Below are 13,776 nucleotides of genomic sequence, written 5' to 3' on the forward strand. Positions count from 1 at the left end.
ACCCCTTTTACTTCACGCGGAAAACGTGATGAATCAACGACGGGCTTCGGTCAGATCGCTCGGCATGGTGCCTTGCATGCTGTGCCAAATGGCACCGCTGTCTTTACCGTAGTTCCGCACGCAGTCCATAACCTGATCGTAGGATTTCTCATGGCACAGCGTCGACAACTTGCTGTAGAAGGCCAGTGCCAGCTTGCGTGACTCCGGGTTGGAGAAGTAGTAACGACCAACGCGGGTATACAAGCCTTTCAGGCCGTTGAAGATCAAACCGTAAATCGGGTTACCGGAAGCAAACGCCAGGCCGCGGAAAATTTCGTAATCCAGCAGGTTGAAGGCATCCGCCTGATCTTCCACATGGGATGCTTTCGCCAGCACTTCCTGAGCCTGCTCTGGATGATTGCGCACCGCGGAGCGAATAAAGATTGAAGCGATATTGGTGCGCACTGACAACAAATTGTCGATCAATTGCGGGACGCTTTTATGATCGAGACGCGCCAGGGTCTCAAGGATATTGAGGCCGGATGTTTCCCAGAAATTGTTTACTTTGGTCGGTTTGCCATGCTGAATGGTCAGCCAGCCATCACGGGCCAGGCGTTGTAAAACTTCACGTAACGTGGTGCGCGTGACGCCAATCAGTTCCGAAAGCTCACGCTCCGCGGGCAAAATAGAGCCAGGGGGGAAGCGATTATTCCAGATACTCTCGATAATGTATTCTTCCGCGAAACCGGCAGGACTCTGCGCCTTTATGACCATGTTTTTGACGTTCCGTTGCGACGATAAACAGTAATAGTAATCGGCTGATCATACCAGATCGCTCCAGCATGACATAGCGTGAGCGAAAAACATTAAACGAAAGTGTGCATAAAGTGGCAAAAATTGTGCAAAAACACCGCGTCGGAGAAATTGCTCTTCATAAAGCCAGCCCCTATTGCCTCAGCCCCGGCGGCATTGTTAGGGTAATATGCAACAACTTATTTTCAGGATATGTCACGCAAAATGGAAACAACCTTACGCAGTGCTCTGGTGAAGAACTTTCTCGGGCAATCACCTGACTGGTATAAATTGACCCTCATCGTTTTCTTATTGGTCAACCCACTGGTTTTCTTCCTGGTCGATCCCTTTATCGCCGGTTGGCTGTTGGTGATCGAGTTTATCTTCACCCTGGCGATGGCGCTGAAGTGTTACCCACTGTTGCCGGGCGGCCTGCTGGCGATTGAAGCGGTGCTGATTGGCATGACCAGCCCCGCCCGCGTGGGCGAAGAAATTGCCCATAATCTGGACGTGCTGCTGCTGCTGATCTTTATGGTGGCCGGCATCTACTTTATGAAACAGTTGCTGCTGTTCGTGTTTACCAAGCTGCTGCTCAATATCCGCTCGAAAATGCTGCTTTCACTGGCGTTCTGCCTGGCCGCGGCCCTGCTGTCCGCCTTTCTGGATGCGCTGACGGTGGTCGCCGTGGTGATCAGCGTCGCCACAGGTTTTTACTCGATCTACCACAACATGGCGTCTAACCGGCCAGACGGTCATACCGAGGTCGGTGACGACAGCGAACTGGCCAGTGACGATCACAAGCAAACGCTGGAGCAGTTCCGCGCCTTCTTGCGCAGCTTGCTGATGCACGCCGGCGTCGGCACCGCGCTGGGCGGCGTAATGACCATGGTGGGTGAGCCGCAGAACCTGATTATCGCCAAAAGCGCCGGCTGGGGATTTGCCGAGTTCTTTCTGCGGATGGCACCGGTTACCCTGCCGGTGATGGCTTGCGGCCTGCTGCTCTGCCTACTGCTCGAACGCTTTGGCGTTTTCGGCTATGGTGCCAAACTGCCGGAACGCGTACGTGAGGTACTGAAAGAGTTTGACCGTCAGGCCACCGCAGGACGCAGCAAACAGGAACAGGTCAAGCTGGCGGTGCAGGCGCTTATCGGCATTTGGCTGGTCGTAGCGCTGGCCTTTCATCTGGCGGAGGTTGGCCTGATAGGCCTGTCGGTGATCATCCTCGCCACCGCCCTGTGCGGCGTAACCGACGAGCACGCTATCGGCAAGGCTTTCCAGGAAGCGCTGCCCTTTACCGCCCTGCTGACGGTATTTTTCACCGTGGTCGCGGTGATCATCGAGCAGCACCTGTTCAGCCCAATCATCCAGTTTGTCCTGCAGGCGGAACCCTCTTCGCAGTTGGCGCTGTTTTATCTGTTTAACGGCCTGCTGTCGTCGGTCTCCGACAATGTCTTCGTCGGCACGGTTTACATCAATGAGGCGCGCGCCGCGTTCAACAGCGGAGCAATCTCCCTGAAGCAATTCGAGATGCTGGCAGTCGCCATTAACACCGGAACCAACCTGCCTTCGGTCGCCACGCCGAATGGCCAGGCGGCGTTCTTGTTCCTGCTGACGTCCGCACTCGCGCCGCTGGTGCGTTTATCCTATGGGCGAATGGTGTGGATGGCGTTGCCCTATACGGTGGTATTAACCCTCGTTGGGCTGCTGTGCGTACAGTTTACCCTGGCGCCAATGACCGACCTGCTAACCCAGTGGCATTGGCTGACGTTGCCTTCAATCGAAGCCGCTGCACATTGACAGTGCCAGCCCACTCTGTTGCCAGCGACTATTTTTGTGCTGAATCCGGCCCAGGTGGCTGGCAGCGGGGTTGAATTGGTTTACACTGCCGGTTCAATTGCTTACTGCATGGAAGAATAAATATATGTTGCAATTCTTTAACCGTTGCTCGCAGGGGCGCGGTGCTTGGCTGCTGATGGCCCTGACTGCGCTGGTGCTGGAATTAGTCGCGCTCTACTTTCAGCACGTAATGCTGCTGCAACCCTGTGTGATGTGCATTTATGAACGCTGCGCGCTGTTTGGCATTCTCGGTGCCTCACTGGTCGGTGCCATCGCACCGAAAACGCCGCTGCGCTATGTCGCTATCCTGCTGTGGATTTACAGCGCCTGGGAGGGCGTACAGCTGGCATGGAAGCACACCATGATCCAACTGCACCCTTCGCCGTTCAATACCTGCGATTTCTTCGTCAGCTTCCCGTCCTGGCTGCCGCTGGATAAATGGCTGCCGGCGGTGTTTCACGCCTCCGGCGACTGTTCGGTGCGCCAATGGCAGTTCCTGTCGCTGGAAATGCCGCAGTGGCTGGTGGGTATCTTCGCGGCCTATCTGTTAATCGCAATCGTCGTGCTGCTCGCGCAATTTGTCCGGCTGCGTCGCCGTGACCTGTTCGGCCGCTAAGTACGGCATTGCGGCATTAATGAAAACGGCGCCTCAGGGCGCCGTTTTACATGGGATTGCTTGTGATTTTCAGAGGTAACCCGACGTCAAGTATGCGTAAGGTAATAAACGAGCACTATCAGTGCCCCAGCTACGGCAAACAGTCGTATCATTTTCATTATTGTACTCTCGAGACCTGGCGGGAGAGCGGTCAAACTACCTAATATCACAACGATAAAGAAGCGTTCAGGCGGGATTTGGCGGGTAATTTACATAACATTAAGTTTGAAGGGCATAACGCGTTAGTCGAAGAGGCAATGCATGGCTCGATCGCCTCCTGATACCGAGGCACCAAGGGCGATGTTTGTACACTCATTAAGCTCATACAAAAAAACTCATCATAGTGATGCATTATTGCATCAATATTCTGATGAACTTCAGTCAAAAAATCCTTATAGTAGCCGCATGTTGTATCAACGATTTCCCTGGTGTTGTTGTGTGTCTTGCCCCTCTCTCTTTGCAGGGGCTTTTTTCCTTATCTCGCCCAGCTCGGCTTGTTCAAGATGTGATCCTGCCAGTCCACGACTTCACTCTCACGCACCGCAATGTGCCGCACCGTAATACGTTCACCGTGCATAGCCGCCTTCGAGCCGCTTATCAACGGATGCCATGAGAACAGCGGTTTGCCTTCGCCAATCAGGCGATACGCACAGGTAGGCGGCAGCCAGTCAAAGGTGGTCAGGTTGGCGCGCGTCAGCTTGATGCAATCTTCTTCCAGTTCGAAGCGGCGCTCATAGTTGCGACACTGACACGATTTAATATTCAACTGGTTGCAGGCTACGTTGGTGAAATAAATCTCGTCGGTATCTTCGTCGATCAGCTTATTCAGACAGCATTGCCCACAACCGTCGCACAGCGATTCCCACTCTTGTTCTGACATTTCCGCCAGCGTTTTTTGTTGCCAAAAAGGGGTTTGTGACATAGTCGTTCGCGTCCGGTATAGGTAAATGAATAGATAACCTGCGTACAGGTTTTAAGGGTGCACTATATAGATATTCCAGTCGAATGAAAAGACCAAAAACACAATACAATCATAATGATAACGCAAACATGGCTTAAAAAAACACCATTTAAAACAATAACGTCCAACATAGGGCAACAAGAATATCATGGCGTTACCGGTTTTATCCGGCGAATAAAATCACACCCACCGCCCTCAATTATACGTACAAATCACAGGTCCAACACCTTTTGGTGCATCCCGTCAGACGCCATCGGCCTTCCCTGCGACAATGTTCGGATTCATCTCATTAAGCACGTTATGCCGCCTGGAACGGAATAATGCTGCTATGTTTAATGTTCGCCTTTAGAACAGAGATAAGGAGCTAAACATGTTTGGAAAAGCAGAAGACAAGGTCAACGAGGCTGCTGGCGCTGTTCAGGAAGCCTTCGGTGAGGCGACGGATTCGCCGGAACACCAGGTCAAAGGCGCAGCCCGCAAGTACGCCTCTCAGGCCAGCTATGCGGCTCGCGACGCGGCAGACAGCGTGCGGACCCAGGTTGAGTCCAACCCGCTTGCCGGCGTCGCCATCGCCGCCGCTGTCGGTATCGTTTTCGGCTTCTTGTTGGGCCGTAAGTAATCGGGCCATCTAACCGAAATGCGGACAAAAAAAGGCCCTTTAAGGGCCTTTTTAGTTTTATCCAGTCGCGATGCTAAATCACACGGGTGCTCAGCGATTTGCCGTTAAGCGTAATCTTCAACATGTCGCCGGAGCTCATCGGGCCGACGCCCTGTGGCGTGCCGGTAAGAATGATGTCGCCCGCGCGCAGCGTGAAGAAACGGCTCATATAGCTGATCAATGGCAAGATGGGGGTAATCATATCGCGGGTGTTGCCCTGCTGACGCAGTTGGTCATTTACCGTCAGCGACAGCTCCGCATTTTGCGGGTCGCCAAACTCCGCCACCGGAATAAAACCGGACATCGGGCAAGAACCGTCAAAACCCTTGGCTTTTTCCCAGGGTTGGCCGGCCTTCTTGAAACCCGCCTGCAATTCGCGCAGCGTCAGATCGAGCGCCACGCCATAACCGGCGATAGCGCGTGCTACGCGATCTTCATTCGCTTGCTTTAACGGCGTACCGATCAGCACGGCCAGCTCCACCTCATGGTGTACCGACCCAAACTCTTTGGGGATCGCCACCGGCTGGCGAATGTCGCACAGCGCCGTTTCAGGCTTGATAAACACTACCGGCTCTGCCGAGGTCGCACTGCCCATTTCCTTAATGTGATCGGCGTAGTTACTGCCGACGCAGACCACCTTATTAACCGGGAAATCAAGTAGTGAACCCTGCCAGTCTCTATGTTGATACATACCGCCTCTCCCTACAGTCATGTAGGGGCTTAGCATACTAAGCCCGTTATTCCACACTCTGGTGGGGTACCGTAGCGCGAGTCTATTGCCCGATACCGTCAGCCATCATACCCACAGCAATCGCAAAATAGTAAGAGCGATTCCAGTGCATGATGGTCCGGAAATTATCATAAACCAGAAATGCGCGCCCCTGCATGTCATCCGGTGTGATAACCCAGCTTCGCAGGGTGGAGTGCGGAAGCGCTGAACCGTCAGGCCGCCGCACGCCCTGTTTTTGCCATTCGTTTACGCTGCGAGCCTGACGATCTCTCAACCCCAGGCTATCGGCGCCGAAGCCGGCCGGCAACGTCACTTCCCTGCCCCAGCCGATACCCCGTTGCCAGCCCTCGCTCGCCAGATAGTTGGCGGTGGAAGCGAACACGTCGTCAGGGTTGTTCCAGATATCAATGCGGCCATCGCCGTCGCCGTCCGCCGCATAGTTCAGGAACGAAGTCGGCATAAACTGACATTGGCCCATCGCGCCGGCCCAAGACCCTTTTAGCTGGGCACCGCCGACATGCCCCTGCTCCACAATCTGCAGCGCCGCCATCAGCTGTTGGGTAAAGAAGGCTTCACGCCGGCCCTCAAACGCCAGCGTGGCAAGCGCCGAAATGACGTCTTCATGGCCCTGAATCTTGCCGAAAGCGCTTTCCATCCCCCACAGCGCCACAATATAACGCCCAGGGACGCCGTAGCGAGCGGTGACGCGGGTTAGTTGCGGCCGATATTGCCGGGACAGAGTTCGCCCTTGCTCGATTTTGGCGGGTGGCAGTACGCGTTTAAGGTAATCATCCAGCGTGATTTTCTTTTCCGGTTGATTACGATCGGCCTTGATTACACGGTCGACAAAATGCACGTTGGCGAAGGCGTTGTCGATGGTCTTCTGACTAATCCCCTGAGCCAGTGCCTGGCCTTTCAACTGCTCGACATAGGCCGGAAATTGCGCCGGATCGCGGCCGATTTCAGCCAATGTTCCCGCAGCCGCAAGGGTCGGCGCAGGCACGCCCGACGGAGCAACCTGAGCCGTCGTCTGTTGACAGACGCCGCATCCCAGCACCAGCAGGGTTGATGCCACTACTGTCGCCGACAATTTCATCACAGGGCTCCTTAGCCGTTTTAGGGGCTGACTCAGCCTGGCCCCTGGGTGCCGGCAGTGATTACTTTTTATCCTCTGACAAATGCCGGTTTAATAAATTTTCCACCGGCGGCGGGAATTGCAGATAAAACCCTTCTTCTTTCAGGGCTTCCTTTACTTTCTCAATATCCGCCGAGGCTAACTTTTCCCGTCCTTCGAGGGAAAGTACCATCGCCAATTGCGGCGTACCGAAACTTTTCATCAGATCTTCCGGCACTCGGGAGAAATCGTCTTTTTTTTCGACATAAAGATAAGTTTGATCCCGTTTTGGGCTTCTATAGATCACACAAAGCATTTTTTTAACTCTATTTAATTGGGGCAGCGTCTTGCCTGGATATAACTCTGACTATAACATGCTTATAGTACATCGGAATATCGCACCCCGATTGGTATTCCGGGGATTTAAAGTTGCTGAGACTGAGTCAGGATAGATGTCACAATCGCCAATTGAGCTAAAAGGCAGCAGTTTTACCCTATCGGTTGTTCATTTGCATAATTCGGAACCCGAGGTAATTCGTCAGGCGTTACTGGAAAAAGTGGAGCAAGCGCCCGCTTTTTTGAAAAATGCCCCTGTTGTTATCAACGTTGCAACGCTGAACGGCGATGCAAACTGGAAAGAACTTCAACAGGCTGTCACGGCTGCGGGTCTGCGCGTTGTTGGCATCAGCGGTTGCAGAGATGAGCGTCAGAAACGCGCTATAACCCGTGCCGGGCTGCCGTTACTGAACGAAGGCAAGGGCCAGAAGATGGCCGCACCGGAACCGGCCCCTGCGCCAGCCCCGGTGGTGGATATCAACGCCCCGGCCAAAACGCGAATCATCAGTGCCCCTGTTCGTTCCGGCCAACAAATTTATGCCCGCAACTGCGATCTGATCGTGACCAGCAGCGTCAGTGCCGGGGCCGAATTAATTGCCGATGGCAATATTCACATTTACGGCATGATGCGCGGTCGTGCGCTGGCCGGCGCTTCAGGGGATACGCAGTGCCAGATTTTTTGCACGCACCTGGGTGCTGAGCTAGTCTCTATCGCAGGGCAATACTGGTTGAGCGACCAAATCCCGTCCGATTATCTCGGGCAGGCAGCACGGCTCAGCCTGTTGGATAACGCTTTAACCATACAACCTTTAAATTAAGCCCTTTTGACAAGGAATCCATTTCATGGCACGCATTATTGTTGTTACATCGGGTAAAGGGGGCGTTGGCAAGACCACTTCAAGCGCGGCCATCGCTACCGGCTTAGCCCAAAAAGGCAAAAAAACCGTCGTGATCGATTTCGATATCGGTCTGCGGAACCTTGACCTGATCATGGGCTGTGAACGCCGGGTGGTGTACGATTTCGTCAACGTGATTCAGGGTGACGCCACGCTGAATCAGGCGTTAATCAAAGACAAACGCACTGATAACCTTTATATCCTGCCGGCTTCGCAAACCCGCGACAAAGACGCGCTGACCCGTGAAGGCGTTGAGAAAATCCTCAACGATCTGGGCGAGATGAATTTTGATTTCGTGGTCTGCGACTCCCCTGCCGGCATCGAAACCGGTGCGCTGATGGCGCTGTATTTCGCCGATGAAGCGGTGATTACCACTAACCCGGAAGTCTCCTCGGTACGTGACTCTGACCGTATCCTGGGCATCCTGTCTTCCAAATCCCGTCGCGCTGAGAAAGGCGAAGCTCCTATCAAGGAGCACCTGTTGTTGACCCGTTACAACCCGGGCCGCGTCAGCCGTGGCGACATGCTAAGCATGGAAGACGTGCTGGAAATTCTGCGCATTCCATTGGTCGGCGTTATCCCGGAAGACCAGTCCGTACTGCGCGCATCCAACCAGGGTGAGCCTGTTATTCTTGATATCGAGTCAGATGCCGGTAAGGCCTATGACGATACCGTTAGCCGCTTGTTAGGAGAAGAACGCCCCTTCCGCTTCATTGAAGAAGAGAAGAAGGGCTTCCTGAAACGCCTTTTTGGGGGATAAACCATGGCATTACTAGACTTCTTTCTGTCCCGCAAAAAACCGACAGCCAATATAGCCAAGGAACGGCTGCAAATTATCGTCGCAGAGCGTCGTCGTGGGGACAGCGAGCCCCACTATCTGCCTGATTTGAAGCGCGATATTCTGGCGGTAATTTGCAAATACATTCAAATCGACCCTGAGATGCTGCACGTGCAGTTTGAGCAGAAAGGGGATGATATTTCGGTACTTGAACTCAACGTGACATTACCGGAATCGGAAGAAGCAGCTAAATGATTGCGACGCATTAATTACCCCCTGTATATTTTTTACAGGGGGTAACTGTATGCACATCCAGTTATTGAGATAAAAAACACCCATTAATCATTTTTTCGCCTTTGGGATTAATCTCAATTAATGTTGCGCCGCGGTTGTTTAAAGTAAAGCCTGTCGAAAAATATTTTCTTCAATTATTTTTCACGAATAACCAGAGCAGTGTTTCCTTACCCTGCCCCGATTTGCCTACCCACCGATTAATAATTTTTCAGAATGTCCTGAAGTGGCGACGCTAATAAATCACCGCGCCAACCGCTCACTAATTCCGGCAGGCTATCGCCGCTTTTCAATTTCCAGTGCCAGTTCAGCAGTTGGTTAATCTGCCTGCGCGAGGCCAGCAATTCACTGCTTAAGCCACTTTGTTCACTGACAACGACGATCGCCGCTTTGATGTCCTTGAACACTTTCTTATAACCCGGTTGGTCGATCAGGTTGGACAACGGCTCCGGCAATGCAGCTTCATCCAGCTCGCTGGCCTCAGCCACCAATGCCAGCAACGTCTTACCGTGATAACGAATTTCCGGGCCGCTCAGGCCAAGCGAATCCAATTCCCCCAGCGAAGTGGGCATATAGCGCGCCACCTGCCAGAGATTCTCTTCGCGTACCACAAAGTTGACCGCCAAATCACGCTCACGCGCCTGGCGCAGCCGCCATTCCGCCAGTTTCTGCAAACATCCCAGTTGGCGCGGACGCAACTGCCAGGCGTTGGTGATTTCACGGTAGGCCAATTCCGGTGCCAGCGACTCGCTGCGACGCTGACAGAGCAACAAGCACTCATTGGCGGCGGCCGCGGTCCAACCGGCGTCTTCGGTTTCCTGCACCAGTTGTTTAGCCATCGGCAGCAGGTAGAAAACGTCTGCAGCTGCGTATACACACTGTTTTTCCGTCAGCGGGCGCGCCAGCCAATCGGTGCGGGATTCGCTTTTATCCAGGTCTACCTGCATATATTCCGTCACCAGGGTCGCAAAACCACAAGACAGCGGGCGGCCGGTAAAGGCTGCCAGTATCTGGGTATCGACCATCGGGGTCGGCAGCGTTTTGAACGCATTCAGGAACACCTCGAGGTCTTCACTGCCGGCGTGCAGGAATTTCACAATCTGGGTATCGCTCAGCAGATCGATAAACGGCTGCCATTGCTTGATCGGCAAGGGATCGATCAGGGAGAGTTGTTCACCGTCGTATAACTGAATCAGGCCTAACTGCGGATAGTAGGTACGCGTTCTGACAAATTCGGTGTCCAACGCAATCTGGGCATGGTTTCTCGCCTGCTCGCAGACCTGCTGCAATCCGGCATCGGTAGTGATCAACTGATAGTTCAAAACGTCATTCTCTTGGTCGCTTTCATGATTCAAACACAACAACGCCGGCATTCACCGGCGTTGTTGATCTGTAAGGCGTGGATGATAACCTAAGCGGCATCTGCCGCCGGCGGCTTTTTCTGCTCATCACGCAGTTCTCGCCGCAAAATTTTACCGACGTTAGATTTCGGCAACTCGTCGCGGAACTCAACAATTTTAGGCACTTTATACCCGGTCAGGTACCGGCGGCAATGGGTCAACAGCTCTTCCTTGGTCAGAGAGGCGTCTTTCCTCACCACGCAAATCTTGACCGTTTCACCGGATACGTCATTCGGCACGCCAATCGCCGCGGATTCCAGCACCTTCGGATGCTGGCTGACCACATCTTCGATCTCATTCGGGTAAACGTTAAAACCGGAAACCAGAATCATGTCTTTCTTGCGATCGACCACGCGTACAAAGCCCGACTCGTCCACTGTAACGATATCGCCGGTTGCGAGCCAGCCCTCTTTTAACACTTCATCAGTGGCGTCCGGCCGCTGCCAGTAGCCTAACATAACTTGCGGTCCTTTAACCCACAGTTCACCCGGCTCCCCTACCGGCACATCGTGCCCATCGTCATCCACCAGCCGAATATCGGTGGAAGATACCGGCAGGCCGATGCTGCCGCTGTAATGCGTCAGATCGTGCGGGTTGCAGGTGACCAACGGCGCACATTCCGTCAGGCCGTAGCCCTCAAGCAAATGTCGACCTGTGACCTTCTCCCACTTGTCCGCTACCGCCTTTTGTACCGACATCCCGCCGCCGACCGAGAAACGCAAAGTCGAAAAATCCAGCTTGTGGAAATCTTCATTATTGAGCAGCGCGTTAAACAGGGTATTAACGCCGCTGATAGCGGTGAAGGGGTATTTGGCCAACTCTTTTACCAGCCCCGGAATATCGCGCGGGTTGGTGATCAGCAAATTGCGGCCGCCCAACTCGAGAAACAGCAGGCAATTCACCGTCAGCGCAAAGATATGGTAGAGCGGCAGTGCAGTGACTATCAACTCCTGACCATCGCGGAACAACGGCCCGTAGGCGGCGTTGCACTGCGCCAAATTGGCCTGCATATTGCGGTGCGTCAGCATTGCGCCTTTCGCCACACCGGTGGTGCCGCCGGTATATTGCAAGAACGCCAGATCGGAATTGATGATGCCAGGTTTGACATACTGCAAGCGGCGCCCACGCTGCAACGCGCTGCGGAAAGAGACCGCGGCAGGCAGGTGGTATTTCGGCACCAGTCGCTTAATGTATTTCACCACGAAGTTAACCAACGTGCCTTTGGCGGTGGAGAGCTGATCGCCCATACGCGTCAGGATCACATGTTTTACCTGGGTATTGAACACCACTTTTTCCAACGTATGGGCAAAGTTGGAGACGATTACGATGGCGCTGGCGCCGCTGTCATTCAGTTGGTGTTCCAGCTCGCGCGGCGTATACAGCGGGTTAACGTTTACCACCACCATGCCGGCGCGCAAAATGCCGAATAGCGCGATCGGATACTGCAACAGGTTTGGCATCATCAGGGCAACGCGATCGCCCTTCTGCAAGCCCAGCTCATTTTGCAGGTAAGCGGCGAAGGCCCGACTGCGTTCCTCCAGCTTACGGAAGGTCATCGTCTCGCCCATGTTAATGAAAGCCGGTTGATCGGCATAGCGCTGAACCGCACTTTCAAACATTTCGACCAAAGATGAATAACGATCGGCGTCGATCTCTGCCGGAACATCTGCCGGGTAACGTTTTAACCAGACCTTATCCAAGGTATTACTCCTGAAATCATTGCTCATTATCATCGCAGCCCCTAACACGCAGCCAAACAATAACAATATTTTAACTCAGCAGACCAGTTTGAGTTTTAAACATTATTCAGGTTGCGATATACATCACTAATTGGCGGTATTTCCCTGCGCCAAAAGAAAAGGCGGCCGGAGCCGCCCTATTAAAATTTGTTGGCCTCAAACAAAAGCCTACTCGGTGACGATGGTTTGCACCTGCACAGGACCAGGATTATACCAGCCGTATCCTACGCCCCAACCTGGGCCCCAGGTGCCGCTGCGCCAGCCCCATGGCTCCATCGGCGCCGGTGGCATCATCACCTGCTGGGTCAGACGCCAGCGCTTGTAACCGGTGGCGTTCATCGTCACGAACTTGTACGGCGTCATGCCGATTTTGCCTTCTTTCACGCCGGTGATTGGCCCGACAACGGTAACCAACTGCCCCTTAAAATCGACCGGCTCCAGAAAACCGTTGACCGTAGCCAGCAAGCGGCCCCGCGACGGCTCGCCCAGAATCGGCCGGGCGCCTGAATCGAGCGGCACCGCCGCGATCTCGAGCACCGTGCGCCCCTGCTCGTTAGCGACGTTCACTACGGTGCCGCCAAAGCGGGCTTCAGCTCCGGCAAACAGATTCGGCGCATTCTGCACCGAAGACAGTTGCTGCACCGGCGTTGCCGTACTGCCTTTAATCGCATCCGGTACGGTTACGCAACCTGACAACGCCAGCGCGCCGCAGGCCATGGCCAGCAACGACATCTTGTTACTTACAGTGCGGGTTAACATCGTCGCAATCTCCTGAAATGACTGTAACTTTGACAGCAAATCGCTAAGCAAGTTGCAGTTCATTCATAGCCCGGATTCAACCGCCGCACAATAGGTTGCCGTTATTCGCGCCCAGGCAGTTTTTTCCAGGTGACTTCGTTGCGCAAGTAAGTCGGTTCGGCATGTTCTACCGCCACCGCCAATCCTTGCTGCCAGGCAAGCAGCGCAAGCGGCAGCATGTCTTCCGCTTGCGGCAGCAGCATTTGCCCGTCGCGCAAGCTCAGGGAAGCGCCCGCAATCAAGTCCGGGTAAGTTTGCCAGCCGGTCCCCACGTGCGCCCAGTTGCCTTGCAGGCCTTGCGCACGTTCCTGCGCTTGCTGGGGTGAAAGCACCGCCTCACCTGCGCTTTCCAGCCAACCGCCGTCTTCTCGGCGCTCAAACTGGCCCCAGTAGACTTCCCCCATCCGCGCATCAATCGCCGCCAGCACGCGATCGGCGCCGGTAACTCGCCAGGCGCCTTGCGCCATGGTTTGCAACGTTGAAATGCCCAGCATTGGCAACCCGGCTCCTAGCGCCAGCCCTTGCGCGATGCCGATACCGATACGTACGCCGGTAAAGCTGCCGGGCCCGCGACCAAAAGCCAGCGCATCGAGTTGATTAAGGGTTAAACCGGATTCCGCCAGCACTTGCTGCACCATCGGTAAAATGCGTTGCGTATGCTCACGTGGGCACAGCTCAAACAGGGCGTGGACTTCGCCTTGATTCCAGATGGCAACGGAACAGGCTTCCGTCGCCGTATCGATCGCTAAAATTCGCGTGGACATACCAACCTCTGGCGGGAAAAAACAGGGCGCGCATTGTAGCACAGCCCTG

At 54.2% G+C, this 13,776-nt stretch carries 15 protein-coding genes; 6 read left to right on the forward strand and 9 right to left on the reverse strand.

The features are described 5' to 3' along the window. Positions 1-33: 33 nt before the first annotated feature. Positions 34-753, reverse strand: a complete 720-nt coding sequence (gene fadR / locus JK621_RS12665; RefSeq protein WP_212556298.1) for a fatty acid metabolism transcriptional regulator FadR — start codon at positions 751-753, stop codon at positions 34-36. A 243-nt stretch (positions 754-996) separates the two neighbouring features. Between fadR and nhaB the strand changes: the two genes are divergently transcribed. Continuing rightward, a complete protein-coding gene (gene nhaB / locus JK621_RS12670) occupies positions 997-2,568 on the forward strand; it encodes a sodium/proton antiporter NhaB (protein WP_212556299.1) in 1,572 nt (523 codons plus the stop codon). 124 nt (positions 2,569-2,692) lie between these two features. Continuing rightward, positions 2,693-3,223 carry a disulfide bond formation protein DsbB gene (gene dsbB / locus JK621_RS12675; RefSeq protein ID WP_212556300.1) on the forward strand — a complete coding sequence of 177 codons (531 nt, stop codon included), beginning with the start codon at positions 2,693-2,695 and terminating at the stop codon, positions 3,221-3,223. A 514-nt stretch (positions 3,224-3,737) separates the two neighbouring features. Here dsbB and JK621_RS12680 read toward each other — a convergent pair. Next, complete coding sequence (locus JK621_RS12680; RefSeq protein WP_126483179.1) at positions 3,738-4,184, reverse strand: YcgN family cysteine cluster protein; 447 nt, start codon at positions 4,182-4,184, stop codon at positions 3,738-3,740. Positions 4,185-4,593: 409 nt separating this feature from the next. Between JK621_RS12680 and JK621_RS12685 the strand changes: the two genes are divergently transcribed. Then, positions 4,594-4,842: a CsbD family protein gene (locus JK621_RS12685; RefSeq protein ID WP_212556301.1), complete on the forward strand. Its 249-nt coding sequence runs from the start codon at positions 4,594-4,596 to the stop codon at positions 4,840-4,842. Positions 4,843-4,915: 73 nt separating this feature from the next. Here JK621_RS12685 and JK621_RS12690 read toward each other — a convergent pair whose 3' ends face one another. The 3 genes from JK621_RS12690 to JK621_RS12700 all read right to left on the reverse strand — a co-directional run bounded on the left by JK621_RS12690 (position 4,916) and on the right by JK621_RS12700 (position 7,041). Then, positions 4,916-5,572: a fumarylacetoacetate hydrolase family protein gene (locus JK621_RS12690; protein ID WP_212556302.1), complete on the reverse strand. Its 657-nt coding sequence runs from the start codon at positions 5,570-5,572 to the stop codon at positions 4,916-4,918. Between the two features lie 82 nt (positions 5,573-5,654). Continuing rightward, a complete protein-coding gene (locus JK621_RS12695; protein WP_212560194.1) occupies positions 5,655-6,707 on the reverse strand; it encodes a lytic murein transglycosylase in 1,053 nt (350 codons plus the stop codon). Between the two features lie 61 nt (positions 6,708-6,768). Further along, a complete protein-coding gene (locus JK621_RS12700) occupies positions 6,769-7,041 on the reverse strand; it encodes a YcgL domain-containing protein (RefSeq protein WP_065506311.1) in 273 nt (90 codons plus the stop codon). 136 nt (positions 7,042-7,177) lie between these two features. On the opposite strand from JK621_RS12700, the gene minC reads away from it, so the two are divergent. The 3 genes from minC to minE are packed head-to-tail and all read left to right on the forward strand — an operon-like array spanning position 7,178 to position 8,990. Then, complete coding sequence (gene minC / locus JK621_RS12705; protein ID WP_212556303.1) at positions 7,178-7,879, forward strand: septum site-determining protein MinC; 702 nt, start codon at positions 7,178-7,180, stop codon at positions 7,877-7,879. Between the two features lie 25 nt (positions 7,880-7,904). After that, positions 7,905-8,717, forward strand: coding sequence for a septum site-determining protein MinD (minD, locus tag JK621_RS12710; RefSeq protein WP_013813311.1), 813 nt, complete (start codon positions 7,905-7,907; stop codon positions 8,715-8,717). A 3-nt stretch (positions 8,718-8,720) separates the two neighbouring features. Further along, positions 8,721-8,990 (forward strand): cell division topological specificity factor MinE, encoded by a 270-nt coding sequence (minE, locus tag JK621_RS12715; protein WP_004945472.1) that lies wholly within the window; start codon positions 8,721-8,723, stop codon positions 8,988-8,990. A gap of 236 nt (positions 8,991-9,226) precedes the next feature. Here minE and rnd read toward each other — a convergent pair whose 3' ends face one another. From rnd to tsaB, 4 genes are all read right to left on the reverse strand, one after another. Beyond that, the gene (gene rnd / locus JK621_RS12720) at positions 9,227-10,348 is read right to left on the reverse strand and encodes a ribonuclease D (protein WP_212556304.1); all 1,122 of its coding nucleotides are present in this window, start codon (positions 10,346-10,348) and stop codon (positions 9,227-9,229) included. A gap of 89 nt (positions 10,349-10,437) precedes the next feature. Then, entirely contained in the window at positions 10,438-12,126 is a 1,689-nt protein-coding gene (fadD, locus tag JK621_RS12725; RefSeq protein ID WP_212556305.1) for a long-chain-fatty-acid--CoA ligase FadD, read from the reverse strand. Between the two features lie 207 nt (positions 12,127-12,333). Further along, complete coding sequence (locus tag JK621_RS12730; protein WP_212556306.1) at positions 12,334-12,924, reverse strand: Slp family lipoprotein; 591 nt, start codon at positions 12,922-12,924, stop codon at positions 12,334-12,336. Between the two features lie 101 nt (positions 12,925-13,025). Then, positions 13,026-13,727, reverse strand: coding sequence for a tRNA (adenosine(37)-N6)-threonylcarbamoyltransferase complex dimerization subunit type 1 TsaB (gene tsaB / locus JK621_RS12735; protein WP_212556307.1), 702 nt, complete (start codon positions 13,725-13,727; stop codon positions 13,026-13,028). Between the last annotated feature and the right edge of the window lie 49 nt (positions 13,728-13,776).

Source organism: Serratia plymuthica (assembly GCF_018336935.1).
In the GTDB taxonomy this organism is placed as follows: domain Bacteria; phylum Pseudomonadota; class Gammaproteobacteria; order Enterobacterales; family Enterobacteriaceae; genus Serratia; species Serratia plymuthica_B.

What these genes read in the sequence shown, in the direction of transcription:
- fadR (WP_212556298.1), bottom strand. Translation starts at nt 753, where the DNA reads ATGGTCATAAAGGCGCAGAGTCCTGCCGGTTTCGCGGAAGAATACATT.
- nhaB (WP_212556299.1), top strand. Translation starts at nt 997, where the DNA reads ATGGAAACAACCTTACGCAGTGCTCTGGTGAAGAACTTTCTCGGGCAA.
- dsbB (WP_212556300.1), top strand. Translation starts at nt 2,693, where the DNA reads ATGTTGCAATTCTTTAACCGTTGCTCGCAGGGGCGCGGTGCTTGGCTG.
- JK621_RS12680 (WP_126483179.1), bottom strand. Translation starts at nt 4,184, where the DNA reads ATGTCACAAACCCCTTTTTGGCAACAAAAAACGCTGGCGGAAATGTCA.
- JK621_RS12685 (WP_212556301.1), top strand. Translation starts at nt 4,594, where the DNA reads ATGTTTGGAAAAGCAGAAGACAAGGTCAACGAGGCTGCTGGCGCTGTT.
- JK621_RS12690 (WP_212556302.1), bottom strand. Translation starts at nt 5,572, where the DNA reads ATGTATCAACATAGAGACTGGCAGGGTTCACTACTTGATTTCCCGGTT.
- JK621_RS12695 (WP_212560194.1), bottom strand. Translation starts at nt 6,707, where the DNA reads ATGAAATTGTCGGCGACAGTAGTGGCATCAACCCTGCTGGTGCTGGGA.
- JK621_RS12700 (WP_065506311.1), bottom strand. Translation starts at nt 7,041, where the DNA reads ATGCTTTGTGTGATCTATAGAAGCCCAAAACGGGATCAAACTTATCTT.
- minC (WP_212556303.1), top strand. Translation starts at nt 7,178, where the DNA reads ATGTCACAATCGCCAATTGAGCTAAAAGGCAGCAGTTTTACCCTATCG.
- minD (WP_013813311.1), top strand. Translation starts at nt 7,905, where the DNA reads ATGGCACGCATTATTGTTGTTACATCGGGTAAAGGGGGCGTTGGCAAG.
- minE (WP_004945472.1), top strand. Translation starts at nt 8,721, where the DNA reads ATGGCATTACTAGACTTCTTTCTGTCCCGCAAAAAACCGACAGCCAAT.
- JK621_RS12730 (WP_212556306.1), bottom strand. Translation starts at nt 12,924, where the DNA reads ATGTTAACCCGCACTGTAAGTAACAAGATGTCGTTGCTGGCCATGGCC.
- tsaB (WP_212556307.1), bottom strand. Translation starts at nt 13,727, where the DNA reads ATGTCCACGCGAATTTTAGCGATCGATACGGCGACGGAAGCCTGTTCC.